The 26,342-nt window shown below is 61.1% G+C and carries 19 protein-coding genes; 7 read left to right on the forward strand and 12 right to left on the reverse strand.

Features of this window, described 5'->3' with window-relative positions; translation table 11 throughout:
- The first annotated feature begins 60 nt into the window (after positions 1-60).
- Both BLR66_RS10585 and BLR66_RS10590 read left to right on the forward strand, forming a co-directional pair.
- Positions 61-2,538, forward strand: coding sequence for a glycoside hydrolase family 31 protein (locus tag BLR66_RS10585; protein WP_218119625.1), 2,478 nt, complete (start codon positions 61-63; stop codon positions 2,536-2,538).
- A 246-nt stretch (positions 2,539-2,784) separates the two neighbouring features.
- A complete protein-coding gene (locus tag BLR66_RS10590; RefSeq protein WP_255402449.1) occupies positions 2,785-3,522 on the forward strand; it encodes a response regulator transcription factor in 738 nt (245 codons plus the stop codon).
- On the opposite strand, the gene BLR66_RS10595 is transcribed toward BLR66_RS10590, so the two are convergent.
- Positions 3,506-4,882, reverse strand: coding sequence for a sensor histidine kinase (locus BLR66_RS10595; RefSeq protein ID WP_255402450.1), 1,377 nt, complete (start codon positions 4,880-4,882; stop codon positions 3,506-3,508). The genes BLR66_RS10590 and BLR66_RS10595 overlap by 17 nt on opposite strands.
- Before the next feature lie 165 nt (positions 4,883-5,047).
- On the opposite strand from BLR66_RS10595, the gene BLR66_RS10600 reads away from it, so the two are divergent.
- Both BLR66_RS10600 and BLR66_RS10605 read left to right on the forward strand, forming a co-directional pair.
- Complete coding sequence (locus BLR66_RS10600; protein ID WP_093285623.1) at positions 5,048-7,549, forward strand: YadA family autotransporter adhesin; 2,502 nt, start codon at positions 5,048-5,050, stop codon at positions 7,547-7,549.
- Positions 7,550-7,657: 108 nt separating this feature from the next.
- Positions 7,658-9,616, forward strand: a complete 1,959-nt coding sequence (locus BLR66_RS10605) for a S8 family peptidase (protein ID WP_255402451.1) — start codon at positions 7,658-7,660, stop codon at positions 9,614-9,616.
- A 162-nt stretch (positions 9,617-9,778) separates the two neighbouring features.
- On the opposite strand, the gene BLR66_RS10610 is transcribed toward BLR66_RS10605, so the two are convergent.
- The 8 genes from BLR66_RS10610 to BLR66_RS10645 all read right to left on the reverse strand — a co-directional run bounded on the left by BLR66_RS10610 (position 9,779) and on the right by BLR66_RS10645 (position 20,572).
- The gene (locus BLR66_RS10610; RefSeq protein ID WP_093285632.1) at positions 9,779-10,114 is read right to left on the reverse strand and encodes a DUF6122 family protein; all 336 of its coding nucleotides are present in this window, start codon (positions 10,112-10,114) and stop codon (positions 9,779-9,781) included.
- A 251-nt stretch (positions 10,115-10,365) separates the two neighbouring features.
- The gene (locus BLR66_RS10615; RefSeq protein ID WP_093285637.1) at positions 10,366-11,832 is read right to left on the reverse strand and encodes an MATE family efflux transporter; all 1,467 of its coding nucleotides are present in this window, start codon (positions 11,830-11,832) and stop codon (positions 10,366-10,368) included.
- Complete coding sequence (trxB, locus tag BLR66_RS10620) at positions 11,829-12,812, reverse strand: thioredoxin-disulfide reductase (protein WP_176943874.1); 984 nt, start codon at positions 12,810-12,812, stop codon at positions 11,829-11,831. Before trxB ends, BLR66_RS10615 begins: the two co-directional genes overlap by 4 nt.
- Entirely contained in the window at positions 12,794-14,842 is a 2,049-nt protein-coding gene (locus BLR66_RS10625; protein WP_093285646.1) for a M3 family metallopeptidase, read from the reverse strand. Before BLR66_RS10625 ends, trxB begins: the two co-directional genes overlap by 19 nt.
- Positions 14,843-15,060: 218 nt before the next feature.
- Positions 15,061-15,960, reverse strand: a complete 900-nt coding sequence (locus BLR66_RS10630) for a hypothetical protein (protein WP_093285651.1) — start codon at positions 15,958-15,960, stop codon at positions 15,061-15,063.
- Positions 15,960-16,292, reverse strand: coding sequence for a thioredoxin (gene trxA / locus BLR66_RS10635; RefSeq protein ID WP_093285655.1), 333 nt, complete (start codon positions 16,290-16,292; stop codon positions 15,960-15,962). Before trxA ends, BLR66_RS10630 begins: the two co-directional genes overlap by 1 nt.
- Positions 16,293-16,382: 90 nt before the next feature.
- On the reverse strand, positions 16,383-18,149 hold the full coding sequence (locus tag BLR66_RS10640) for an ABC transporter ATP-binding protein/permease (protein WP_093285661.1): 1,767 nt from the start codon (positions 18,147-18,149) through the stop codon (positions 16,383-16,385).
- A gap of 8 nt (positions 18,150-18,157) precedes the next feature.
- On the reverse strand, positions 18,158-20,572 hold the full coding sequence (locus tag BLR66_RS10645; protein WP_176943838.1) for a TonB-dependent siderophore receptor: 2,415 nt from the start codon (positions 20,570-20,572) through the stop codon (positions 18,158-18,160).
- Positions 20,573-20,943: 371 nt separating this feature from the next.
- Between BLR66_RS10645 and BLR66_RS10650 the strand changes: the two genes are divergently transcribed.
- On the forward strand, positions 20,944-21,690 hold the full coding sequence (locus tag BLR66_RS10650; protein ID WP_176943839.1) for a helix-turn-helix transcriptional regulator: 747 nt from the start codon (positions 20,944-20,946) through the stop codon (positions 21,688-21,690).
- A 97-nt stretch (positions 21,691-21,787) separates the two neighbouring features.
- Here the strand turns inward: BLR66_RS10650 and BLR66_RS10655 are convergent, their stop codons facing one another.
- From BLR66_RS10655 to BLR66_RS10665, 3 genes are all read right to left on the reverse strand, one after another.
- On the reverse strand, positions 21,788-22,969 hold the full coding sequence (locus BLR66_RS10655; protein ID WP_093285674.1) for an aromatic amino acid transaminase: 1,182 nt from the start codon (positions 22,967-22,969) through the stop codon (positions 21,788-21,790).
- Entirely contained in the window at positions 22,962-23,201 is a 240-nt protein-coding gene (locus BLR66_RS10660; protein WP_093285678.1) for a DUF6356 family protein, read from the reverse strand. The genes BLR66_RS10655 and BLR66_RS10660 overlap by 8 nt, the downstream gene beginning before the upstream one ends.
- A 226-nt stretch (positions 23,202-23,427) precedes the next feature.
- Positions 23,428-24,477 carry a YeiH family protein gene (locus tag BLR66_RS10665; protein ID WP_093287770.1) on the reverse strand — a complete coding sequence of 350 codons (1,050 nt, stop codon included), beginning with the start codon at positions 24,475-24,477 and terminating at the stop codon, positions 23,428-23,430.
- 94 nt (positions 24,478-24,571) lie between these two features.
- On the opposite strand from BLR66_RS10665, the gene BLR66_RS10670 reads away from it, so the two are divergent.
- Complete coding sequence (locus BLR66_RS10670) at positions 24,572-25,468, forward strand: LysR family transcriptional regulator (protein WP_093285683.1); 897 nt, start codon at positions 24,572-24,574, stop codon at positions 25,466-25,468.
- Between the two features lie 196 nt (positions 25,469-25,664).
- Entirely contained in the window at positions 25,665-26,300 is a 636-nt protein-coding gene (locus BLR66_RS10675) for a flavodoxin family protein (RefSeq protein ID WP_093285687.1), read from the forward strand.
- Positions 26,301-26,342: the final 42 nt, after the last annotated feature.

Raw genomic sequence — 26,342 nt, forward strand, 5'->3', positions numbered from 1 at the left:
CAAAACCGAACCCATGTCCGACTATTAACTATTAAGTAGTTCGGCCTTGCTGGAAGCATTATGACGACCGAAAGTACCCCAAAGGTTCTTGTCTTCTACTCCCACGACGGCGCAAACGCTCAACCCATGCTGTCGCCGGGCCCGCAGAGGACGAGCCCCGGGCTGCTTGGCGGCATCATGCTCATGAGCATCGTGATGGCCTTTTGCTCGATGGTTGGAGTCACGGCGCGGGCCCAGGCGCCGACATCAACGTCCGTTCAACAGAGCGCTGACGGCCTCATCATTCGCACGGCCAGCGGAGCAGTCAATGTACAAGTCTGGGCCGATAACATCGTCCGTGTCCGGCGCTATCGCAGCAACGCGCCCGATCTGCCGAGCCTGGCGGTCAACATGCCGCGACCCTCGCAGCAGACAGTACACTTCGTCGAAACTCCGACCAGCGTCGAACTTTCCACTCCGGCGATCAAGGTCGCCGTGTCGCGAGAAAGCAGCGCGGTCTCTTTCAACGATGCGGCCGGTAAACCCTATCTCGGCGAGATCCTCCAGCCCGGAAACGACGGCCTGACGCCGTCCGTTGAGCGCGGACCTGGCCTGTTCGCGGTGAGGCAGGCCTTCGATATTTCCAGTTCGCAGGAGTTCCTAGGCCTGGGCCAACACTCCGATGGCGCAGTCAGCCGGAATGGTCGACGACTGCTGCTGCAGCAGGTCAACAGCGATGTGGCCGTGCCGATGCTGTGGTCGACCAGAGGCTACGGAATCATGTGGGACAATCCTGCAGTAACGTCCGTCGAAGTGGGCGTGCCGCAAGCCTCGCACCAATTGGTGTTCCAATCCGAGACTGCACGCGACATCGACTACTATTTCATCGCAGGGACCGATCCCGACGCGGTGATTGCTGGCTATCGCCGCCTGACGGGCGCAGCGCCGATGATGGCCCGGTGGACCTGGGGATTCTGGCAATCGCGCGAACGCTACGCTTCGCAGGGCGAACTGGTGGGTGTGGCCCGCCGCTATCGTGAGATGAACATTCCGCTCGACGGCGTGATCCAAGATTGGCAGTACTGGGCGTCGGGGCAGTGGGGCTCCCATCAATTCGACTCCGAACGCTACCCTGATCCGAAAGCGATGATCGCCGATCTACGCGCGATGAACGTGCATGCGATCATCTCGGTCTGGCCGCGGTTCGATGTCGATCTCGATAACGCCAAGGCGCTCGACGCCGCTGGCGCGCTGCTGGTTCCGACCTTTCGCAATGTCTACCCGGCTGGTTTTGGCCGCTGGTACGATCCGTTCGACAAGGCCAATCGCGACCGCTATTGGTCGCAGGTCTCCAAGACCATGACGCCGATCGGCTGGGACGGATACTGGCTCGACGGCAGTGAAGCTGAACTGGGCGGCGCCTGGGGTGAATTGCGCGCTCTGACGACGTCCGCGGGATCGGGAGCGGAGGTCTACAACGCCTATCCGCTCATGCACACCACCGGCGTTTTCGAAGGGCAAGCGAAAGACGCACCCGGCAAGCGACCTTTCATCCTGACGCGGTCGGCTTGGTTGGGCCAGCAGCGCAACGCAGCGGTCGTCTGGTCGGGCGACATCCATGGCGACTGGGAAGTGTTCCGCAAGCAGATTCCAGCGGGGCTGAACTTTGTCGCCAGCGGCATTCCCTATTGGAACACCGACATCGGCGGCTTCTTCGGTGGCGAACCAACGGACGCCAACTATCGCGAACTCTTCGTGCGCTGGTTCCAGTTTGGCGCTTTCACACCGATGTTCCGGGTCCACGGCACGGGGCCGGCCAAGGAGATCTGGCGATTCGATGAAGAGGCGCAGCAGATCCTCAAGCGCTATGTCGAACTGCGCTACCGGCTGCTGCCGTACATCTATGCGACTTCTTGGCAAGTCACCGTCAACGGCTACACGATGATGCGGCCGCTGGAGATGGATTTCACCTCCGATCCGCAGGCTCGCAGCCTCCCGGATCAGTACATGTTTGGGCCCAGTCTGCTGATCAACCCGGTGACCCAGGCGAAGGCGGGAACTAGGACCGTCTACCTGCCGGGCCAATCGGCCTGGTATGACTTCTGGACCGGCCATCGTTACGCCGGCGGTTCCGTGGTGACGGTTGCCACGCCCCTGGACCTGCTGCCGATCTACGCCCGAGCGGGCGCGATCGTACCGATGGGACCGGTCGTCTCGCATGCGGAGGAGGGCGCCAACGCTGCCCTGGAGATCCGGGTCTATCGCGGCGCGGACGGCGCCTTCACCCTCTATGACGACGAGGGCGACGGCCAGGGTTACCAGAAAGGACGACGGGCAACGATCGATCTTCGCTGGGACGAGGCGCAGCACAGTTTGACCATCGGGGCCCGACGGGGGCGCTACCCAGGTATGCCGCGAGAAAGGATTTTCAACATCGTCTGGGTCGGTGAGCAGAGCGGCGCGGGGTTGGCAGCGGGACCGCCGGACCAGGTGGTTCGCTACACCGGTCAAGAGACGGTCGTGATCTCGACTTCGCCGATTCAGGCCATCGCGAAATAGGCGATCCGTTCTTTAGCCCAAGTTGCATTCTGATGGTTCGGACCTTGATAAGTACCTGGCATCAATCCGGGCGCATGCCGCTTTTGGCCGAGAGCGGACGATTTATTCTCTGATGGAATTGCCGGGATCGCGGCCATCCGGGATACTCCGAGTAACCCGCAGGATGCGCCGTTCGTGGTTTGGGGCTGGTTCTTCCGACACGTTCCACCAGATGTTCGCGCATCCACCGAGTCCAGACGTTCCCCAGTGAGTCAGCCTGCCACGCCACCGTCTGTCCCGACCTCCTCCGCAGCGCTGCGCTTGGCGCTGCTGGAAGATGACGACATTCTGCGCGACCGAGTGCTGGTGCCGGGGCTGACACGGCATGGGTTCGACGTGGCGCCCATGCGCACGGCCGCCCAGCTACATGCCGCGCTGGAGCAGCGCAACTTCGATCTGCTCGTGCTGGACATCGGCCTGCCCGATGGCGATGGCTTCACCCTTACCAACCAACTGCAGATCGGCCGGCCGAGCATGGGCATCGTGATCCTGAGCGGTCGCGACACTTCGCCGGACAAAGTGCACGGCCTGAGTCAGGGCGCCGATGCATACCTGACCAAACCGGTGGAAATCGAAATGCTGGCCGCGACGCTGTTCAGCGTTGCGCGCCGACTCACGCGTCCTGACACGACGCCGGTCGCCGGGCTGGCAGAGTGGCAACTGCAGGACGATGGTTGGTGCCTGTTCTCACCGGATGGAAAAGCCGTGGCGCTGACCCAGTCCGAGCGCCGCGTGCTGATGTGCCTGTGGCGCACGTGCGGGAAGCTAGTTTCGCGCGACGCGTTGCTGACTACGCTAGGCGGTGACATGGGGTTGGAGATCGACCCGCATCGCCTGGATGCCCTGCTGCACCGCCTGCGGCAGAAGGTGCAGGACCGCACCGGCATGGCGTTACCGCTGACGGCAGTGCGCGGCGCCGGTTACCTGTTCATACCGCAGGGCTGAGCGCTGGGGCCACCAGCGGCAGTCGCAGCGTGAAGCGTGTGCCATGCCCCGGTGCGCTGTCCACCCACAGACTGCCCGCAGCCTGTTCGGTCATTTCCTGCGCCACCGCCAAGCCAAGGCCGGTGCCCTGACCGGCCGGCTTGGTCGTGAAGAAAGGCTCAAAGACCTGAAGCATCACCTCGGCATCCATGCCGATGCCCGTATCGGACAGGCGCAGCACCGCCTGACCTGCCTCCACCGACAGTGCCAAGGTGTAGGTGCCGCCATCGGGCATTGCATCGCGTGCATTGGCGGCGAAGTTGAGCATCACCAGATCGAACTGGCTGGGATCCAGATGTACCAAGCAAGGCACTTCGGGCACGGTGATGTGGACCTGCACGCCCGGGCCGAACAGCTGACGCAGCATCGGTTCAACGCCGAACAGCGCCTGGCCTGCGTCGAAGTCGGTCGGCACCGCCAGTTCGCGGCGGCTGAAACTCAGTAGCTTGCGGCTGATGGACACGCCGCGCTGGGCTGCCAGCTCGACACCTTCCAGCGCATCGCCCATCGCGTGGGCGTCGGCGACCGGATCGAAGTCCAGTTCGTGCAGGCGGTGGCGTTGGGCGGTGTAGCCGATGATCGCGCCCAGGATGTTGTTGAAATCGTGCGACACGCCACTGGCCAAGTGGCCGACCGATTCCATTTTTTGCAGGTGCAGCAGGCGTTCCTGCACGCGTTCGCGTTCGCGTATCTCCGCGCGCAGGCGTTCGGCCGAGCGGCGGGCGCTGAAGAGGCCTTCGCGCAGCGCCTCCACGGTGCGGTCCAGCACCAGGGTGATCATCAGGTAACTCAGCGCCAGCGATGGTAGGTTCTGGAAAGGATTGCCCTGGCCGCCCGGACCCTGTCCTCCGGGGCTTTCCATGCCCAGCCAGAACATCAGCGGGATGCCGGCATACACCGACCAGAGCGCCCAGCGCCCGATCACCAGCGCGGCTAGGGTCAACAGCATCATCGGGTAGGGGTCGAAAGCCTGTAGCTGGTAACCAAAGGCGATGTTGGCCGCGATGCCCGAACACAGCGTCACCCCGATGAAGGCCGCCGTCGCGGTCTTGACCCGGCCGTGCCGGATCATCCACACGCCAAGCCATGCTGCCAGCGTCATCGCGGCATCGGTACCGATATCGACCGCCAGCTGCGTGGGATTCATCTGGATCCGCGTGGCGGTGAGCAGGTGGTAGCCCTTGTTGAGCGGAATCTCGGTGCCCAGGAACAGCAGCAACACCTGCAGCGCCGGCGCGTTACGGCGGTCGATCGCATCGGTGGCCGGGACCCGGCGCAGCCACGCCACGACCCGGCGCCATAGCGGCAGGCGCCATGGCACGAGCCAGTACCGACTGCGGCGATGTGTCTCCATGGCCGTGAGTCTAGCGTGAGCCAGCCATGAGTTTGCGTGCATTGAGTGCATGCGGCAGATGGGCCTAAATCCGGATTACCACACACCGCGCAGGCAAGCCGGTGTGTCCATCCTCTTTCCGGACCTACCACCATGCCCAGCTCTGTCATGCCGTCCGCGCACCGTGGGCGCACGTCGCCCTATCGCATCCTGCCTATGTTGTCTTGCAATCCGTTGACGGCGACATTGCTGCTTGTGTTGACGCTGCCTGCTGTCGCCGCGCCGGTAATCGGCGCTGTGCAGCCGGTTTCCATCGCGACCAGGTCAGTCGCGGTCACGACCGAGGACGCGATTGCGCCAGCGGCGGATGCCGACAGCGATGCGGAAGCCGATACCAACGTCCATCCCAAATCGGTGGAAGCTGCGACCAACTACTTCGAGGTCAACGGTGTGGCTGATGGCAGCGACAATGCCGCCGCGACCGGCACCGGCGCCCTGGCGGCTGGTCCCAGCGCCACGGCTACCGGCAATTACGGCGTTGCGATCGGCTCGCGCTCCAGCGTGACCGATGCCTACGGCATCGCTATCGGCCACAACGTCACCGCTGGCAATACGGCCATCGCGATGGGCGATGGTGCACAGGCGACCGGCCAGTCGGCTGTGGCGATCGGTGGCAGCTATTTCGGCAGCGATTTCGGCGATTCCGATGGTGCGATCAGCAGCGGATTCGGTGCGGTATCGCTGGGCGCAGCAGCGCAGGCTACCGGCAGCACGTCCACGGCGCTGGGTTGGGGAGCGCATACCGATTCCAGCAGCGGCTTGGCGGTGGGTGCCTCGGCTGGTGCATTGGCCTATGGCGCGTCCGCGTTGGGTGCGTCGTCTTATGTGACCGCCGAACAAGGCACCGGGGTCGGGTACGGCGCTTATGTAACCGGCACCGTGGGCGTGGCGGTGGGTGGCTTCAGCGAAGTCACTGGCGCCTTCGGAATGGCGCTGGGTTATGGGGCGCAGACGACGGGTGACGGCGGCGTGGCGGTTGGTGAGGCAGCGTTGGCCCAGGGTCAGCAAAGCGTGGCCATCGGCGCCACCAACGCCGGCATCTCGGCGCAAGCCAACGGGCTGGGCAGTACCACTGTGGGTGCGGGATCGTGGGCGCTGTCCGACTACGGCGTGGCCATGGGCTTTGACAGTCATGCCGACGCGATTTACAGCACTGCGCTGGGTGCACAGGCCATCTCGACCAGCACCAGTGCCACGGCGCTGGGCGCCAGCAGTTTTGCCGATGGTAACGAAGCCACAGCAGTGGGTTACATCGCCAGTGCGTCCGGTGTGGGCGCAACAGCGTTGGGCTCCGGCGCTAGTGCATTCGGCGATGGCGGCCTGGCGTTGGGCACCAACAGCGCAGTGACCGGCTTGAACAGCGTGGCGCTGGGTGCGGCCAGCTTCGCCGATCGAGACAACACGGTTTCCATCGGTACCGCAGGAGCTGAGCGCCAGCTGACCAACGTGGCCGCCGGCACCGAAGATACCGACGCGGTGAACCTGTCGCAGCTGCACGCGTTGGCCGACACGCTGACACTGTCCGGTGGCGCGATGGTCGATGGAATGGGCGAGATGGCTGCGGCATTCGGCGGCGGTGCGGGCTACAGCGCCGCGGGCGGCTTCGTGATGCCCCACTACAGCATCCAAGGCAGCAACTTCACCAGCGTGGGTGACGCGCTGACTGCGCTGGATGGCGCCTTCACCGCCTTGTCCAATCGCTTGGCCTCGCTGGAAACCTCGCCTGCAACCGGCATCGCGGGTGTGTCGGTAGGAGGTGCCAACGGTAACGGCTCGACCGTGGCCGATGGCACGAATGGCGTGGCGGTCGGCGCCGGCGCTGGCACCGGAGGCCAGAACGGCACGGCCGTCGGCGGCGGCGCTTATGCCGCCGGCCCCAACGACACCGCGCTGGGCGGCAACGCCAGGGTGATGGCTGATGGCAGCACCGCCGTGGGTGCAAACAGCAGCATCAGTGCCGAGGCCACCGACGCGGTGGCCGTAGGCGAAAGCGCTGCGGTCAGTGCGGCCTCCGGCACGGCAGTCGGGCAGGGCGCTTCGGTCACAGCCGAAGGCGCCGTGGCCCTGGGACAGGGTTCGGTGGCTGATCGCGTCAATACCGTCTCGGTTGGCAGTGCCGGCAACGAACGCCAGGTCACCAACGTCGCCGCCGGCACCGCGACGACCGATGCGGCTAATGTCGGCCAGATGCAAGCTGGCGACGCGCAGTCGGTGGCCACGGCCAACGCCTACACCGACACCACCGCGACCAGGACGCTCACTTCGGCCAACAGTTATACCGATCAGAAGTTCTCAGCGTTGGACGACCGCTTCGACCAATTGTCCAACGATGTGGGGAACAAGCTCGCCACGCAGGACAAGCGCATCGACCGGATGGGCGCGATGGGCTCGGCGATGATGAACATGGCTATCAATGCGGCCAACACGAAGAGCGCCAAGGGCCGCGTCGCGGCCGGTGTCGGCTGGCAGAACGGCGAAGCCGCGCTGTCGGTGGGTTACGCCAAGCCGATCGGCGAACGCGCGTCTTTCAGCATCGGTGGCGCCTTCAGTGGCGATGACACCTCGGCTGGTGTCGGCTTCGGTATCGACCTCTAGCCCGCAGACCTGACCTGTCCGGCGATGCCACGCAGGTCTTCCATACCCGCACACCACCGGCCGCGTTCCACGCGGCCTCTCCCGACCGAGGCCTCAACGATGAATTCGATGTCCAAGCCCCTTCGCCGCAGTCTGCTGGCCGTTTCGCTGGCCCTGGCCATTTCGCCCGCCATGGCGCAGGCGTCGCGTTTTTCTACTCTGCGCACCGGTGTGGCCAACGAGCCTACCGTGATCTATGACGGACTGATCGTCACCTACCGCAAGGGCGCGGTCGAACGCACAAGTACTGTCGCCGCGGCGACCAAGTTGAAGTCGGCCATGGCCACCACCGCCGTGCGCAGCCAATGGAATGCGTTGTTCCGCCAGGCACCGCCCGTGCTCAATCGCGTGCGGCGCCTCGCCACCGGCGCCGATCTGGTGCGTCCGGGCAGCAAGCTCAGCCAGGAACAGCTGACCAGCCTGATGCAGACCTTGAAGGCCGACCTGTCGGTGGCTTACGTCGAGCCGAACGTGCTACTCAAGCCGATCCGCTCCACGGCCAAGGCCATTCTGGCGCCGGGCCAGCAGCCCAACGATCCCAACGCCGTCATCCAATGGCACATGCGCGCCGCCGATGGCCACGCCGAATACACCGAGCCCAACGGTAGTACCGTGAACTTCCCCAACCGGGGTGGGATCAACGTGATCCCGGCCTGGCAGTACGGCGACGGCGATGGCGTAGTGGTGGCGGTCATCGACACTGGCATCACCGCGCATCCGGACCTGGATACCTCGCTGGCTGATGCCGGTTACGACTTCATCAGCGATGGCTACATCTCAGGGCGCGCTACCGACGGTCGCGTGTCGGGCGGTTGGGACCGGGGCGACTGGACCACCGAGGACAAGTATTTGGCAGCCAACGGTGGCTGTGTGCAGAGCTATGAGCAGTCCGACAGCTCCTGGCACGGCACGCACGTGGCGGGCACGATTTCCGAGCTGACCAACAACGGCGTGGGCATGATCGGCGTCGCGCCCAAAGCCAAAGTGCTGCCCGTGCGCGCACTGGGTCATTGCGGCGGGACCACGGCCGACATCGCCGACGCCATCATCTGGGCCTCCGGTGGCCATGTCGATGGTGTGCCGGATAACCAGCACCCGGCCGAAGTCATCAACATGAGCCTGGGTGGCACCGGTACCTGCGCCACAGATGGCGTGACCGCACAGGCCATCAGCGCGGCGATCGCCCGTGGCACAACGGTGGTGGTCGCCGCCGGCAATGACAGCAGCGACGCCGGTGCGTATACGCCGGCCAGCTGCCCGGGCGTGATCAATGTGGCGGCGACTGGTATCACTGGCAAGCGTGCGTCCTATTCCAACTACGGCAGCAGCATCACGCTATCCGCGCCGGGTGGCGGTGCCTACACCAACGACGATCCCAGCACCGGCACCACCGTACGTGCCGGCTTCGTCTGGTCGACGTTAAACCTGGGTGCACATGAGCCGGGCAATCCGACCTACGCCGGCTATACCGGTACCTCAATGGCATCGCCGCATACCGCCGGTGTGGTCGCGCTGGTGATCAGTGCCGCCTATGCCGCCGGCAAGCCGATCCCCACCCCTCAGCAGATTCGTGAAATTCTGACGCAGACCTCCAACGTGTTCCCAGTCAAACCAACGCTGCGCATAGGCGCAGGCATCCTGGATGCAAGCAAGGCCGTCGCCCGTGCCGCGGGTGTTGCCGGTGGCGGTGATGAAGCCACCGCCGTGCTGATGACAAAGGGCCAAGTGCTCAGCGGCCAGAGCGCGGCGCAGGGAGGCACCCAGCTGTTCCGTCTCGACGTACCGGCCAACGCGCGTAATCTGCAGATACGCACGCTTGGCGGCAGCGGCCAGGTGAAGATGTATGTGCGTGCCACCCGCGCGCCCAGCGCAGACGGCAGCGATGCCGACGCCAGTTCCGTCCGTGCAGGTACCACGCAGAACATGCAGACCGCGTTGCCTGTGTCCGATAGCTACTTCATCCGTCTGGTAGGCGGCGCCGGTGGCTACAAGGGCGTGAGCCTGACCGCGACTTACTCAACATATTGATCCATGTGTAGAGGTTGCCCAGATGGGCAACCTCATCTAATGGATCTATATCAACGTTCGAGACAGCCGGGCTGGACGTCTGCTATTGGCTGCGGATTCAACTAAGCAGACGCTGGCCCATGGCTACTAGTGCCCCTAGGGCGGCCTTTCGCAGAAGACCGCCTATCGCATCATTAGGCAATCGATAGCATCGAGGCCGATGTGGATCAATAGCCCCACTCCAAACAGCCGGGTGCGTCGGGGCAGGCACAGGAGCGCGTAAAAGAATGTCGCCGGCATCGAATGCAGCGGATGGAAGCCGATGCTGCAACGACCTGGTGCATAGATGGGATCGGCCAGAAGGTGGTCGATGTCTATTAGCCAGCCAGCGAGCATCCACAGCCATGCGCGCCACCAATGTTTGCGATACCAGATGAATGCCACGGCCCCGGGGACCGCGGCGTGCAACAGCAGATGGATCAGAGGGCGGGCGTCGAGTTCCGCGATCACCACGCACATGGGAAGTGGCGCTCCGTCGTAGTCAGCTTAATGCGGCCAATGTTCGTACAGTTCATTGATGACGAAACGATGCGCATAGAGGCCGTCTTCATTCGGGTGCTCCTGCAAATGAGAATGATCGGGCCGCAGGCTGGCGTGTAACCCTAGCATTGCGACCTATCCACGGCGGCACAACCCAAACACCGCGCCTCAGCGCCAACTCGCGCGGCTGACTGTTTGACCCAAAGCGAACATTGCTGCCCTGCTACGCGTCATACGCCGAGGGCGGTAGGATCGGCCGGGCCCGGGCCCGTTTCAATCGGGTCGACGGCGGTCAATGGCACACCCCGTCGCTGTTCCTGGCGAAACAGCATCATCGACATCACACAGGTAGCGATCATACCGGCGGGCAAGCTTAGCCACAAAGCGTCGCTCCCAAGCCAGGCATAGCCGCCGAAAGCCAGGCCCAGACGCAGAGGAAACATGGCGATGATGATGATGACCAAGGGCAAGAAGACGACGCCCTTGGCGCGAAGACTGCCGAACAGAACGGAGCTGACGGCCATGAAGAGCAGGCCCCAGCTGGCGACCCAGACAATGTGCTTGGTCACCGGCAAAGCGGGGCTGCCATGGCCTAAGAAGAGTGCTATCACGGCATCATCCACTCCGAGCAATACCAGGATGATGAGGGCGGTAGGGACCACGCTCCAGAGCACACCGATACGGGCGATTTCGGGTACGCGCTGCCATTTGCCCGCACCGATCGCTTGCGCGGTCATGGTGCTAACAGCGGCGGCCACTGCCACCGCAGGCAACTGAATATAGGCCCACAGCTGTTGAGCCACGCCGTAGGCCGCTGTAGTGAGCACGCCCTCGTGATTTACCAGGCTCAGCACGCTCATGGCCGAAACCATCCAGACGATCAACTGCAGTCCCATCGGCAGCCCCTTGCCAATGATTTCAGCGAAGAGTTTCAGGTTCGGGCGCAGATAACGAAGTTCAGCGCGCCGCAATCGTATCGGGAGGTCCCGCCAGTACACCCACACCAGCAACGCACCCAGGCTCGTGTACTGCGCGATGGCCCAAGCCAGAGCAGAACCTTCGATGCCCATAGGCGGAAACGGACCGATGCCAAGGATGAGCACTGGGTTGAGCACGCTGTCGAGGAGCACGCACAGAAAGGTGAACCATAGAGGGGAAAGTGAATCCCCGCTGCCCCGTAGTCCCATGGTGAGCAAAGTGAAGAGCAAGCCCCCAGGCATACCGAGGAATATCATCCGAAGGTAGACCAAGCCCAGATCAGACGCGCCCTCGGGAGTGCCCATGATGCTTAGTAGCTGGGGCGCGGTAGCCCAACCCAGCACCGTGACGATTGCGGCGATGATCACGAAGGCAGTGGTGGCCGTGCCCATGACACGGCGGGTGCCGTCGAGATCACGCCTGCCGACGGCTTGTCCGACCAAAATGGTTACCGACATGCCCACGCCAAACACCAGTGAGATCAGGAGGTAATAGATCATGTGGCCATTGACCGTGGCGGCCAGTGCATCCTCGCCCAAGATGCGACCGACCCAGATCGAGTTGATGGTACCCCCCAGGGATTGCAAGATCGAGGCGATCAGGGTGGGCAGCGCGAAGGCCAGCAACGCCGGGCCGATGGGGCCTTGTGTAAGGTCCTGCGCTAACTTCGGCGCAGACGCGCCTGAGCGCGGCCCATCGACATCATGCCCGGAATTCATCCTGCGTCGAGATCGAGATAGCGCTCGGCATCCAAAGCGGCCATGCAACCTGCGCCGGCAGAAGTAATGGCCTGGCGGTAGTGCTGGTCTGCGACATCGCCAGCGGCAAAAACACCGGGGATCGAGGTTGCGGTGGCGCCGCCGGCTAGACCCGAGCGCGTGATCAAGTAGCCGTTGTCCATATCTAGCTGGCCATGGAACAGATCCGTATTGGGGTGATGGCCGATGGCAATAAAGACACCTTTGGCTTTCACTTCCGAGATCGTGCCGTCGTGCACATGTTTAATCCTCACGCCTTCAGCTGCGGCGGACATGGAATCGACATCGCCCAGCACCTGTTCCACCTCGTGGTTCCAGATGATCTCCACGACTCCGGCCCGAGCCTTCTCGAACAATTTTTCCTGCATGATCTTTTCGGCGCGTAGGGAATCCCGACGGTGAACGAGGGTTACCTTGCTTGCGATGTTGGACAGATAAAGCGCTTCCTCCACAGCCGTATTGCCGCCGCCCACCACCACCACTTCCTCCCGTCGGAAGAAAAATCCATCGCAGGTGGCGCACGCCGAGACGCCGCGACCCAGGAACGCTTGCTCCGAGGGCAGTCCCAGGTATTTGGCGGTGGCGCCGGTGGCAATAATCAGCGCGTCGGCTGTGTAGGTTGTCCGGTCGCCTTTGAGCACAAAAGGTCGCTCTAGCAAGGCCGCACGCTCGATATGGTCATGAATGATCTGGGTATCGAAGCGTTCGGCATGGGCTTGCATGCGCGCCATGAGATCGGGGCCAAGCAACCCGTGCGGGTCGCCCGGCCAGTTGTCGACCTCGGTAGTGGTCATCAACTGCCCGCCAGGCGCGCCGCCGGTGATCACCAGGGGCCGCAAGTTGGCGCGGGCCGCATAGACGGCCGCCGTCCAGCCCGCAGGACCCGAACCCAAGATGAGAAGGCGGCTGTGATGAAGCTTGGTCATGGCAGCAGGGCTGATGGGAGCTCGGGAGTGGCCGCCAGGCCGCTATAACGGAGTAGGGCATCGATCTCGGGATCACGACCGCGGAATGCGCGGAAGTTCTCAATGGCTGGACGGCTGCCGCCGGGCGCGAGCACTTCCCGTCGAAAGCGATCACCCGTTTCTGCCAGCTGGTCAGGTGCCGCTTCGAAGGCCGCATAGGCATCAGCGCTGAGCACTTCGGCCCATTTATAGCTGTAATAGCCAGCTGCGTAGCCGCCGGCGAAGATGTGCATGAAGCCGTGCGGCATGCGGTCTTCGGTAAACAATGGATTGACCGAGACGCGCGCGCGCACTTCTCTCAATAGTTCGAGGAATGAAACCTGTGGCGAGGTCTGCGTGTGGAGCTCCATGTCAAACAGGGCCTGTTCGAGGTAGCGGCTCAGGTGCATGCCGCTTTGGAAATGACGCGCGGCGAGCATCTTGTCGAATAGAGCCCGCGGTAGCGGCTCGCCGGTTTCGACGTGAGCAGACATGCCGCGCAGCCGCTCCCACTCCCAGCAGAAATTCTCCATGAACTGGCTAGGCAGCTCCACGGCATCCCACTCAACATTATTCAGGCCCGACACCCGCATCTCGTCTACGTCGCTAAGCAGATGGTGCAACCCATGTCCCATCTCGTGGAACAGAGTTGCCACCTCGGCATGGTTCAGGGTCGCCGGGGTATCGCCGACACCTTTGCCGAAGTTGCACACCAGGAAGGCAATCGGGGTTTGTACTCCGTGACCCTTGCTGCGACGAGTGCGGAAGGGCGTCATCCAGGCGCCACCGTTCTTTCCTTGCCGTGCGTAGGGATCAATATAGAACTGTCCTACCATTTGACCATCGGCACGGGTCAGTTCGTAGAACCGAACGTCTGGGTGCCAAACCGGTGCTTGCGCCTCGACAACTTTCAGGCCGTAGAGGGACTCGATGAGGGAGAACAATCCTTGGAGAACTTTGGGGAGCGGGAAGTAGGGTTTCACTTCTTGCGGCGAGAAGTGGTAGCGCGTTTGCATTAGCTTGGTGCCTACATAGCCCATATCCCAAGGATTGACCTGCTCCACACCCAGCTCGTCGCGCGCAAAGGCTTCCAGTTCAGCCCGGTCGCGACGGGCGTGAGGCAGGGCGCGCTCACCGAGTTCACTGAGGAAGGCCAAGACCTCTGTAGGATCTCGGGCCATCTTGGCGGCGAGGGAATACTCGGCAAAGTTCGCAAAGCCAAGGAGCGCTGCCATTTCCGAGCGCAGCTCTAGTATCCGCGTGATAATCGGCGTGTTGTCGCGTTCGGCCGGCCCCAGATCGGAGGCTTTGGTGGTACTGGCCAGCACCATGGCCTTACGCAGTTCACGGTTCTCCGAATAGAGAAGCACCGGGCCCAAGCATGGCCCCTGCAGCGTGAGCTTCCAGCCTGTCGCCCCGTCTTTTTCGGCCGCCGCACGCGCGGTCGCAATCACTTCTGGCGGCAGACCGGCCAGTTCGGCCTCGCTTTCCACATACACCGCGATGGCGTCGGTGGCGTCGACGACATTGTTGGCAAAGCGAGTCGACAACATCGCCATCTCGTGGCGAATTTCCGTAAAGCGCGCCTTTTGCGCATCGTCGAGCTCAGCCCCGCCCAGGCGAAAATCCCGGATTGCCGTTTCCAAGATCCTGCGGCGTATGCTGGGGTATTCATCGAATGCGTCAGAAGACACAAGTGTCTTGTAGTTGGCGAAGAGTTCTGGACTTTGCTCGATAGCAGAGGAGAAGGACATGACGCGCGGCATGTTTTCTTGCTGGACGGCCCGCAGCTCGGGCGTATTGACCACTGAGAGCAGATGTTCGACCGTTGCCCAGGCATGGCCAAACTGCTCCATGGCGTCATCGAGGGCAGCCACAGTCGTATCCCAGCTAGGTTTCGCCGTTTCGGCTGCGGCAACGGCGGCTTGGGCCTGCGCAATAAGGGCATCGAGTGCCGGGGAGACATCAGCGACTTGGATATCCGAGAACCGGGGCAGGCCAGGGGCCAGCAGGGGATTGATGGTCATGGGTGGGATCCTCTTTTCTTGGTAGCCAACGCGCCTGCGACCTAAGTACAAAGGCGTGTCGTGCACAGTGGCATGCGGAGACAAATGTCGGCCGCACTTATGTCGACGCCTTTCGACGTCTACTTTTCATCGGCGCAGCTATCGCTGCGCACTTGCGTCGGAACTGAGGCGATGGAAGAAGCTTCGACCTTCCACCGCATGGCACGCCGTTGCGGTCGTTAGGTGTAGACCGGCTCACCTTTGACGAGAGGCGCGGCCCGCACTTGGAGAAACAGACCGTCTAGAAGTTTAGTTTTGAGCTTGCGCGTACTCTCAGACCCAACCGCGCCCAACTCCCGCATTCGCGCCATAGCCTGTGCTTCAGCCTCAGTCTCCTCGCGCGCCACGATCGCGTTGAACGCCTCCATGTAGCGAGTCATGGCCTCACGATCCGATCGGTCGGCGGGCGGATTGCCGAGTTCGGCTCCCGCCAGAGTGTGCAGGCGAACGATCGCGGATTGAACGCGGTCGCCATCGACGTCGGTCCAACCGAACGCCTCCCTGACCCTCGTCGAAGTTTCGCTAAAGCAAGTGTGGACCAGGTCAGCGGCCGCACCTGGCGTAGTAGTGAAATCCCAACCCATGGCGGCCACGATATTAGCTGCGGAGGCTTGTTCGGGTCCTGCAGACACGGTGCTGACAAGCGCGCTTCGGGCCTGTCGCCACTGCTGGCGCGACGCCGTGCCTTCACCCAGTTGATGCAGTCTAACCAGATCGCAGGCCGGGCCGTAGGCATCACTTCCGGCAAGCACTGATTTGAGTGATTCACCCTCGCGACCGTCCCAAATCCAGAGCAGCCAGCCCTTGAAAACGGCCTGCGTGTCCGCTCTTAGTGGCAGCACCGAGATAGCGTCAACGAGACTTTGGGAGACTTCGGCTTCTCCACTCGGACCGACTAGGGCGCGCAGGAAATGAAAGAAAGCTGGAGCTAGGCCGTTCGAGTCACAGAAGCTGCTAATGGCCTCTTTGTCGAAGTTAACCGGCCACCAGATGTCGCCAGGAGCGGCGGGTGCCTTCGCTCCCGACAGAACCAGTTCCTTGCGTTGCGGATCGCCGAGGAAAGCGGACGCACGGGCCATCATTTATCCCCCAATTGCTTTTCGATGATGGCCGCGATCTGGCCTCTCGTCTTTGATCCCGTAAAGCGATCCACAAGTTCGCCGTTCTTGATCACCAGGAATGCCGGAATGCCGGCGATGTTGTAGCGAGCTCGCAGGTCTGGTTCGGCGTCCGAGTCCACCTTGATGATCTTCAACTCACCTTCATACTCAAGCGCCAAGTCTTCCAGCGCCGGCTCGACCGCTTTGCACGGTCCACACCAGTCTGCATAGAAATCCACGAGAACGACCCCGTCGTGTCCCAGAACATCCGCCTCGAAGTTCGCGGTTGTCGTTTTTGTTAGCAAAGACATTACGCATTACCTGTTGAATGATGAAAGCTGAATGCATTTCATCGTGATAAATACTGATCTTGATCTGATCAGAGCTGGTTGAAAGAGCCGTTACAGCGTGCTCAAAACGATCCTCCCATCCTCGATGCTCATGGCATTTCGGTGGAAGCGCGCTACGTCCGGTCTGTGTGCTACAGATATTAGGGCTGCGTGCGGCAAGTGCTCATCCAGCAGTGTGTAAAGTGTTGTCTCAGAGTGCGGATCCAGCGCACTCGACGCTTCGTCGAGGAACAAGAAGTCCGGCTTCGCCAGCAACGCGCGCGCCGCTGCCATGCGCTGTTGCTCGCCTGGCGAGAGAATTTGGCGCCACTGGTTATGCTCATGAAGACGCGAGCAAAGGGCGCCAAGACCCAAGGACTGGAGAACTGATCGATACTGCGGATCGGCGTGTGGATCAGGTGCGTTGGGATAGGCGAGCAAGCTGGCGAGCGTACCGTCGGGCATATAGCTGCGCTGGGGCAGGAAACAGATTCGCTTTCCTTCCGGGCTTTGGACCGATCCGCTCCCATAGGGCCACAGCCCCGCCAGCGCGCGCATCAAGGTGCTTTTGCCTGAGCCCGAGGGTCCACGCACCAACAGACGATCGCCCGCTTTGAGCTCAAGATCGCCTATTTCTACCAAAGGTGCGCCGCCAGGCAGCCGCAGGGAGAGGTTTCGTGTCGACATCACGTCCCCAGTCGACTGGGATACCGCGATGCCAGAATGAGCAGGCGTGTCCAACGCTTCATCGAACAGCCGCATACGCGCGACAGCCGAACGCATGATGGCTATCTCACGATAGCTTGTCGCCAGGACTGACACGGACATATACATCATCAGGAAAGCTGAGCCGACCAACTGCAAGTCGCCTACACCCATGCGTCCATCGAGGACCAGCGGCGCGCATAACGCCATGGGGGCCACGGTGAGCACAAGTGCGGGTAGGCTGAGCACTGCGCCGAGCTTGGCGTTGGCAAAGGTATACCGACGCCAGTTCTTCCGAATTAGGTCGAATATCCCCTGCAGCCTTACTCCCTCAATCGCAGCGCCTTTCTCAAAGGCGACCATTTCGGCATTCTCACGAATACCCGCCATGTCGTTTCGAAACTGCGCTTCGAGGCGCTGTCGGGTGATCTCAGTTCTGGTCAGCGAATCGCCGACGAAATGGACAATGATCGTCATCGCCACGCCGGTTAGGACCGCGATGAAAGGCAGGTAGCCATGCACCGTCCAAGGCAGGCCGATGGACTCTAGAGATACGGGCTTTGATAGCGTCCACAACGTTCCCGAGTAAAGCACTACGGTGACCAAGGTGCCTAATATGGTCGGCGCAAGGGTGATGAAGTTCTCAACGTAGATGTAGATGTCTTCCTGGATTCGCTGCTCCGGGTGATCGATGTCACCCCTTCGTTCAAGATGGTAGAAGCGATTTTCTACTAGCCATCGCCCGAGGAAATCGTTGGTAAAGACCGTACGCATGCGCATGCGCAGGGTGAAATTGACGATCACGTTGATCATGGAAACTGCGAAGATGAGCACGATGAAACCGGTGGTCATCGAGATATTCGGCCACAACGCAGCGGCATCCTTGGCGCTTAGCGCATTGGTCGCGGCCGCCAACTTCACCTGGAATTGCAACATGGCCACCGAGCCAAGAATGGTGAAGACCAGCTTTAAGGCCACCATGCTCCAGCCGATCTTCGCATCTCGCTTGAGATACTGCTTGATCAGGTGCCAGATATACCCGAGATCGGGCTTGATCCTATGATCCCGTACCTCGGGGGTGCGGTCGGTCGCTGCAACTTCGGCGTCGGATGGATTTACGAAACTTTCGGTCATGGTGGGTCCTAGAAAGCTCGCGAAAAGACGAGGCGAATTACCCGAGGCGGAGCCATCGGTATCGCGCCGAGCACACCAGTTGGCTCGTAGTTCTCCCGATCGAACAGGTTGTCGATCGACAGGTTGATCCGAGTGTCGCCCGACCGATAGCCAACGGTGGCTCGGAAGGCGAGGAACTCGCGGTTGAGATCAAGGAGCATGGTAGTTGGGATGTCAAAGGCTTTCACGCCTGTGTTGTAGTTCGCACCGAACCCGACATCGATGGAGCGGTTGTCAGTAAGTATGAAGGTCTTAATGGCCCAGGCGTTCGCGATCCACTCCGGTTGAGCGAAGACTTCATTGCCGTCACGCCGCTCCTGGGTCTGGTGCGTCACGCCTCCCAGGATCTTCAGCGTTGGTGTTGCGGAGCCCGCCAGTGAAAGTTCGAAGCCTTTGCCCGTGGAACCGGGACCATTCTTGAAGTAGATCTGTGAGCCGGGGTGATCGAAGTCTTGGATCGCTTCATTTTCGGTCGAATACCAGTAATAGGATCCATTGATCGTCAGCCGATCCTCGAATAGGCCGCTCTTGAATCCGACCTCCTTGCGGCTCTGCAGGGAAGGCCGGAGAGGGCTATTGTCGAAAGTTGGATACGACAGCGGCGACAGCGGCTGAAAGCCTTCGCGGTACGATCCGTAAATGGAGAGCGCATCGCTGACATCGTAGACCAGCCCGAAGCTGGGCAGGAATATTCTCTCGTCGACAACTGTTCGCGTAAGGCCGTCTGACGCCAGCGTGTCATTCTTGTACCAGGACTGTCGAAGCCCGATGAGCCCGTGGAAGCGGCCCATGGTCATCTGATCTTGCACCACAACACCATATTGGTTTTCATCGACCCTGGTCTTCGGCCCGGAGCGGTCAACGGTCAACAGAGGGAACGGCTGGCCCATTGTGAATCCGATCCCGGGAGCCGACGACTGACTTTCAAGATCGCTTTGGGTCATATCGAGGGCGATGATGGCCTTGTGCTCGACCGGGCCGGTCGAGAACTCCGAGTAAACATCCGCATAGTGGCTGGACTGGTCCTCAACACTACGAGTAGCAGAGCTAATGATGAAGCTGCCTAGACCGAAAAAGTCGTAGGCGAGCGCCGATTGAAACTGCCCATCGCTTGTTGCATGCTGAAATTGCCCTCGTGTGCGCAACCGAACCATCAGGTCGTAGCGGTTCACCAGATCTCGCTCAACGCTGTAGCTGAGACGAGTGGATTCGACGGTGACTTGCCGACCATCATTGAGACGCGAGCCATAGGGCGTGAAAGTCCCTGTGGTCGGGTCATAGCTGGCCAGATCAACCAAGGCAGTCTTGGTCGTGTAGTACTGAAGACCAAGGTCGGCATCCACGGCGCCGCGATAACCAAGCATTCCGTTGATCGCGTGGGAGTAGGGATTGTTGCTGCCGTTCGGCCGTTCGTCGGCCGTCTGAACTTGGCCGGCAACTCGAAATGCCAGGCCGCGTTCCTCTGCAAGAGGTCCGCCGACATCAAAAGTGGTCAGAAATTCCTCGCCGGTCCCGACCCCGATGGCGATGTCGCGACGTCTCTCGCCAGTGGCGCGCTTGGGGATGTAATTCACCGTTCCGCCGGCCACTTGGGCTCCGGTCAATACCGAAGCGACGCCTTTCAGAACTTCGACAGACTCTACGTCCGTGATCGGTGCATTGCCACCGATACTGCTGTTGCGAAGGCCACCTGTGTAGCTGACGCCATTCGTATCCCCGTCACCAACTTGGATGGCGGTACCGGTGCCGTTCAGAAGCAGGACGCCGGGCACGTTGCGCAGCGCTTCGGCGATGGAAAACGCATTCTGACTCCTGATGACTTCTTCCGTGACGGAATCGACCGTCGCCGGCGTCTGCCGCAGGGGGGTGTCTGTCCGAGTGAGCAGGCTCGAGTCATTGCGAGCGAAGTCAGTTCGCCGTCCCTTCACCACGACCCTGTCCAAGTTAGTGGCGTCCTCGCCGTCATTGCGCCGGGTTAGGTGGATCGCTCCTCCCGGTATGGTTTCTGCCAGCCACGGCGTGCCTTGGAAAACCAAAGTCAATGCCTGAGACAGTGTCATCCGCCCGGAGACGCCTTTTACGGGCGTGTCGCCGACATCTTGGGAAGAGGACACCGATGCTCGTGCTTGGGCCAGCACTTGGCTGAAAACTCGCGACAACGGGCCGGAATCGACCCGAAAATCAATCAACTCGGCGCGGCCAACGACGGCCGTCGGACGGGCGGCGGAGCCATCGGGCTGCGTTTGGCCAAGCTCAGTTTGGGTCTGCGCCAGGGCGCTGGTGGACATCAGGAAAGCAGCAGCGCTGACGACGCCGATCGTTCTCTTGTACAAGACACTCCCCTCACACCAGTTATTTGGAGATGAGATGATTGACTCAGACATTCGACAGCGTCTTAACAGCCAACGCACCACAAATTGCCTGAGAGTGCAGAATAGTGTCTGCGCGATAGCGCTTGTCATATAGTCGCCAGCCTGGATGCCTGCCGGCGATTGGAAATGCGAGGGTCACCATGTCGCAACCGCAAAAAAATCACTCTCCTTGTCCCTTTTTGGATATGGAGTGGGGCGATGTTCCGGACGTCAGCAACACAGCGCCGCAAAGCGCTCAAGGTTGGCGCACGACGTTGTCTGCTGTGGTCTCCCCCCACGCGTTGCTAAAGATTAGCCCTACCGACCAAAGAGGTGTGGTCTCGTCGGTCCGCAGGGGGGCCTTGACGTTGTTTCGGATAGGGCTAGACCCCCAGGACATCGCCGTGAAGCCCGACGTCAATGGTCCGCTCGATCTTCGGGTGGCGGTAGTGTTGGGTGGTGCGCTTACCTATACCAGCCATTCCCATCGCCGTCGCCTTGGTCGCGGAGACATCTTTACCCTCTCACCCTTGTGGGATGCCTATCAAATTCAAGCGGAGGAGAACGCCGAAATTGCAGTCATCCAGGTGCCGATCTGGTGGTTGTTTGATGGGCGGTTCAGTTTACAAAATATGGGATGGATCGGCGCTCAACATCTTGCAATTCCCGCCGACTTCTTTCTTAGCCCAGTTCTTCTCAGCGCAGCCCATGCGCTGCTTCGATACGATGGGGTACCCGAGCACCTCGACCAGGCGCAATATCTGCTCGGAGCGGCGCTAATTTACACACTCAACGCCGCTGCACCGTCCCCTGAGTTGGCCATCAGTCATCCCACGCGTTTTACGCGGATCCATAACCACATCATGACCAACATCGCCAGTGAAGATCTATCGCCACAGAACACCGCAAAGGCGATGAGAATATCTGTTCGCACCTTGCACCAGGCGTGTGCCGACAACGGCACGACGTTTGGCGGTATCGTCGCGGACATGCGCATGAGCTATGCGGCTTATTTGCTTCGCAACGGATCGGCCCACGTTTCCGAGGTCGCCTATTCCATCGGGTTCCGCAGTCTTTCTCATTTCTGCCGCCTGTTCAAAAACAGGTATGGGGTCTCGGCGAGACACTATCGGCTCACCAAGCCTGCCTGACGCGCAGAATACTGGCCAGACGTCGGCAAGTTGATGGTGCGTTTGATAATGCGACGCCCTGATTTGGCTATTAACTAAAAAGCCGGTAGGAAGAGAGCTAGATCACGTCAATTGCGGTGAGAGCGGACGCGAATTTGGCGAAATTAGCCTCGTTGAGGCCTGCGACATTAATGCGGCCAGACACGTCTATATAGATGCCATGACGCTCTCTTAGGACCCGCACCTCGTCGGCCGACAGAGGTAGCATGGCGAACATGCCGCGCTGGCGTTTTAGCGCGCCGAGATTGAGACGGGGTAGGGGAAGGTCGGCTAGGCGCGCGCGGATGGCGTTGACGCGAGAACGCATATGATTGAGCTCAGCATGCCAACTTTGCGTCAACTCGGCCGACGCCAGCACCGATTTAACGACCGCTGCGCCATGGTCGGGCGGATTGGACCAGAGCAAGCGTGCGTTACTTGCCGCGGTGCGAGAAAGATTAAGTGTGATCGCGGGAGATTCGCCGAGCAGCACCAGCATCCCCGTGCGATCCCTATAGAGACCGAAACTCTTGGAGCACGACACGGCTATGAGTGCGCTCTCGCACCTCAGCAGCAGTTCGCGCACACCGCGGACGTCGGCTTCGAGGTCATCCCCCAAACCGGCATAAGCAAGGTCCAGGAGCGGAGTGAGGCCTTTGGACGAGGCTACATTTGCTACGGCGCGCCAAGCATCAAGCGGCAAGTCCGTGCCTGTTGGGTTGTGGCAGCACCCATGAAGCAAGATGATGTCGCCCGCACGTGCTTGTTCTAAAGCCGAGTACATCGCCGCCAAGTCGATTTGGCCGTCTATGTTCAGATGACGGAAGGTTCTAGGGATCAAGCCGACAGCACTGATCAAAGGCACGTGGGCCGGCCAGCTAGGTACGCCCAACCAGACCTGGGCCTTTGGATTCGCTTGCGCTACAGTTTCGAGAGCCAAACGCAAGGCACCGGTGCCGCCAGGGGTCTGGATGCGCGCCAGCCGGCCTTGCATTGCCGCCTCGAGGCCAGGGAAAATAGCGCCTTGAAGTCTCAGGGCAAACTCACCATCCCCCGCGAGTCCTAAGTAACCTTTGGAAGTTTGCTCGATCAAAAGCGTTCGTTCGGCTTCTTTTACGACCGCCATGATCGGAATCGCGCCGTCCTCGTCTCGATAGGTTCCAATGCCAAGATCGATCTTGCCTGCCCGAGGATCGGCCTGCATGAGGGCGGCAAGCTCCATGAGAGAATCAGTCTTGGCGATAGGCAGGCGGTCAAACATTGGATTGCTCCTGAGCGCAACTGGGGCCGCTTCTGTGCGTCACCATCCGACGGTGTAAATCCGCCACGACAGTGCTTCCAGTTCTGACGCACAGGCCTGGAACAACGGCATGGACGATACAGGCCAAACCACCAAGCAGCATCGCCTTGCCGAAGGATGCCGCTACGCCCATGTGCGCGAAGTAGCTCTCTCCCACAGACGCAGGATGATCGACGAACAGACGTTTGATCATCGGATCCACCTGCTTTGCGAGAGGCAGTACCGGTGTCGCCTGATCAACTCAGGCATGCATTGTGTAAAGCTCATTCATCACTCCTCTTCCCGTCCATCAGGACGGAAATAGCACCAGTCAAAAACAACTCTGCTTTCACCACTTGAGTCGATCGCCCCTGCCGCGTTTGCTGCCGTTCTTAAGCACATGCAACTAGAAGACACGATCTGCTGAGTAAACCCTTTCGTTAGCCGACCCAGAAGACCCCAATCTTTGTTATGACCGCATTGACCACCAAACCCCCCGCGATAAGGAACACGAACAGCAGCAAGGCCAACAGCAGGGGTCTTGCGCCGGCCTGACGGATGGCTCCGATCTGCGTGCGAAGGCCGAGACCGGCCATGGCCATCGCCAGCAGGGCGATATCGAGCCGCTGAATGTTCTGCACCCAAGCTACCGGCAGTAGCTGCAGCGAATTGAAAGCGGTGACAGCGATGAAAGCGACAGCGAACCACGGCACTACGATGGGCGAACGTGTGCCGTCAGCCGCCGCTGTGCGACTTTGCATCGCCGAGAGCACGAACAGAAAGGGGGCCAGCATCATGACCCGCAAGAGCTTCTCGATGACAGCAATATCGGACGCTGCCTGACTCACTGCGCCTCCGGCGACCACCACCTGCGCCACTTCGTGCACAGTGGAGCCTACATAGACCCCATAGGCATGCTGGGAGAGCCCCAGCAGTGGATACATCACCGGATAGATCAGCATGCCCAGGGTGCCAAAGACCACGACCGTTGCCACCGCAACCGACACCTTGTGCGCAGGAGCCCGTAGAACAGGCTCAGTGGCCATGACGGCGGCCGCACCACAGATTGCGCTGCCGGCGCCAATCAGCATCGCCGATTCGCGGTCGAGCTTAAGAACACGCGTGCCGAACCATACGGCGAGTGCAAAGACTGAGGCGACCATGATGGCCGCGATGACCACCCCCGCGACGCCAACGCTTGCGATATCGTGCAGCGTCAGGCGGAAGCCATAAAGCACGATGCCAATGCGAAGCAATCGGCTTTTGCAGAAGTCGACGCCTGGGCCCGTGGTGCGCGATATCTGCGGGAACAGGGTGTTGCCGAGCACGATGCCGAACAGGATCGCCAGCGTAAGGGCGCTAAGCCCCCAACGTTGGAGTAAGGGCAGTGCCGCCAACGCCAGTGCTATCGTGGCGATGGCGCCGGCCAGCAGAAGCCCGGCTAGTAGGCCCTGCGGCGAAGACTGGGAAGCGTACGCTGGCGTGGTCATGGTGGGCCGACCTGAGAAGGCCGCCATGCTCGTGCGCGCGCTTCACACTGTCCAACGCATAAAACTCAAGCAATCATGAGCTAAGGTCATACAGATGAATCTCCACCTGTTGCGCATGTTTCTTACGGTTGTCGAGGAGCAAGGCTTCTCCCGAGCGGCAGAAGTACTCCACGTCAGTCAATCTGCAGTATCTAAGGGCGTACGGGAGCTTGAACACCAGCTCGGCCTGGCGCTAATCGAGGACCGACGCGGCATTCGCCTGACCGAGGCCGGTGAGGCCCTGCTCCCCCACGCCCGTAATCTGTTCGCGTTGGAACGGATCGCCTCGGAAGTCGTTGAGGATCGCTTGCGGCTGCGCCAGGGACGCTTGCGGATTGGCGCAAGCACGACTATCGGCAGCTATTGGCTGCCTGCCGCCGTGGCCGAGTTCACACAGATGCATCCAGGCGTCGCCTTTGAAATGGAGATTGGCAATATGGGCGACGTAGCCCGTTCAGTGATCGACTGCACGGTGGATATCGGCTTTATAGAGGGCGCGACCGATCTGCCGGGCTTGACGCTTAGCGTGTGGCGAGAGGAACCAATTGAGCTGGTCGCGGGCACACAACTAGAAGGTTTGGAAGGTGAGGTTTCCATGGAGGCGCTTTGCCGACATGTCTGGCTCATGCGCGAGGCCGGATCGGGCACGCGTCAGGTCAGCGACGCCTTCCTACTGGCGCAGGGAATGTGCCCTACGCGGCGCGCCGTGCTTGGCAGCAACGAAGCCATTGTGCGTGCGGCGGCCGGCGGCGGCGGCGTCGCGATGGTGCCTCGTTGCGTCGCCGAAGACCTGATCACCACCTGCCGGCTGCGATCGGTGCGATTGGCCGGCGCTAAAGTTACTTCCAGGCCGCTGTATATCGTCGAGCTCACCGGACGGTCGCGGTCACCGGTGCTCAGCGCATTCTTGGCACATGTCGAAGGGATCCAGCCTTTGAAGCTCGGCGAATGAGCGGCGATTGAATGTAGTCCCCTCCGTGAGAAGCAATGGGCATTACGATGAAGTCTTGAAGAGCTTCGACTTTCGAGTTCCGGCTCCGTCAAATCAGACAATGAATCCGGCGGTTTAGGCAATCTGGCGAAAACACCGGACTAGATACTTCATGGATGCTGATGGTGGCGCTAATTGCCGGGCTGGAGAAGGCGCGATGAGAACATCCAATCATGTGCGCAAGAAGAAGATGTTTTTAGTTGGATTGGTTGCGACCGTCATGGCAGTCGCAGCGGTCGCCCTGGTGGCGATCAAGGATCGGACGTACGTACCAAGCGGACCCTACTCGCCAGTCGGGAAGCCAAATCAAGAGATCGCCGTCGTCTACTACTCGCGCTCGGGTCACACTGAGGCGGTCGCCCGGGAGATCGCCCGCATGTTCAACGCGCCGATTGCCCGGATCGAGGCAGACTATCCTCTTGGTTTTAAGGGCCAAGGCGACGCAATCACAGACGCCCGCGCCCAGGCCCTTCCGCGAATCCAGGTCGGACCGATAGATCTGGCGCCAGCCAAGCGTGTTTTCCTGCTCTCGCCAACATGGATGTTTCGTCCGGCGACTCCGCTCTGGGCCTACGTCGAGCAAACTGATCTCTCGGGCAAGGAGGTCGTCTTGATCATGACGGGCAATAGCCGCTACAAGCAGAAGGAGGTGAACGCGTTCGCCAAGCGCATCGAAGCGCACGGGGGCCACCTCATCCACCATGCCTTCCTGCGCCGCGGTCGAGTCTATTGGCAGAAAAGCCGCGAGGAGCTCACTGACGATGCCCGAGTTGAGGTGGCCAAGATCGAGTGAGGTTATCTGTCCAGCTCCTAGCTCGAACGAAAGCCCACGAAC

This window comes from Pseudoxanthomonas sp. CF125, assembly GCF_900104085.1.
Lineage (GTDB): Bacteria > Pseudomonadota > Gammaproteobacteria > Xanthomonadales > Xanthomonadaceae > Pseudoxanthomonas_A.

Bases quoted from the DNA above. Each gene is read 5' to 3' on its own strand.
- BLR66_RS10585 (WP_218119625.1), top strand. From the start codon at position 61: ATGACGACCGAAAGTACCCCAAAGGTTCTTGTCTTCTACTCCCACGAC.
- BLR66_RS10600 (WP_093285623.1), top strand. From the start codon at position 5,048: ATGCCCAGCTCTGTCATGCCGTCCGCGCACCGTGGGCGCACGTCGCCC.
- BLR66_RS10605 (WP_255402451.1), top strand. From the start codon at position 7,658: ATGTCCAAGCCCCTTCGCCGCAGTCTGCTGGCCGTTTCGCTGGCCCTG.
- BLR66_RS10610 (WP_093285632.1), bottom strand. From the start codon at position 10,114: ATGTGCGTGGTGATCGCGGAACTCGACGCCCGCCCTCTGATCCATCTG.
- BLR66_RS10615 (WP_093285637.1), bottom strand. From the start codon at position 11,832: ATGAATTCCGGGCATGATGTCGATGGGCCGCGCTCAGGCGCGTCTGCG.
- BLR66_RS10625 (WP_093285646.1), bottom strand. From the start codon at position 14,842: ATGACCATCAATCCCCTGCTGGCCCCTGGCCTGCCCCGGTTCTCGGAT.
- BLR66_RS10630 (WP_093285651.1), bottom strand. From the start codon at position 15,960: ATGGCCCGTGCGTCCGCTTTCCTCGGCGATCCGCAACGCAAGGAACTG.
- trxA (WP_093285655.1), bottom strand. From the start codon at position 16,292: ATGTCTTTGCTAACAAAAACGACAACCGCGAACTTCGAGGCGGATGTT.
- BLR66_RS10640 (WP_093285661.1), bottom strand. From the start codon at position 18,149: ATGACCGAAAGTTTCGTAAATCCATCCGACGCCGAAGTTGCAGCGACC.
- BLR66_RS10645 (WP_176943838.1), bottom strand. From the start codon at position 20,572: ATGTCTGAGTCAATCATCTCATCTCCAAATAACTGGTGTGAGGGGAGT.
- BLR66_RS10655 (WP_093285674.1), bottom strand. From the start codon at position 22,969: ATGTTTGACCGCCTGCCTATCGCCAAGACTGATTCTCTCATGGAGCTT.
- BLR66_RS10660 (WP_093285678.1), bottom strand. From the start codon at position 23,201: ATGATCAAACGTCTGTTCGTCGATCATCCTGCGTCTGTGGGAGAGAGC.
- BLR66_RS10665 (WP_093287770.1), bottom strand. From the start codon at position 24,477: ATGACCACGCCAGCGTACGCTTCCCAGTCTTCGCCGCAGGGCCTACTA.
- BLR66_RS10670 (WP_093285683.1), top strand. From the start codon at position 24,572: ATGAATCTCCACCTGTTGCGCATGTTTCTTACGGTTGTCGAGGAGCAA.
- BLR66_RS10675 (WP_093285687.1), top strand. From the start codon at position 25,665: ATGAGAACATCCAATCATGTGCGCAAGAAGAAGATGTTTTTAGTTGGA.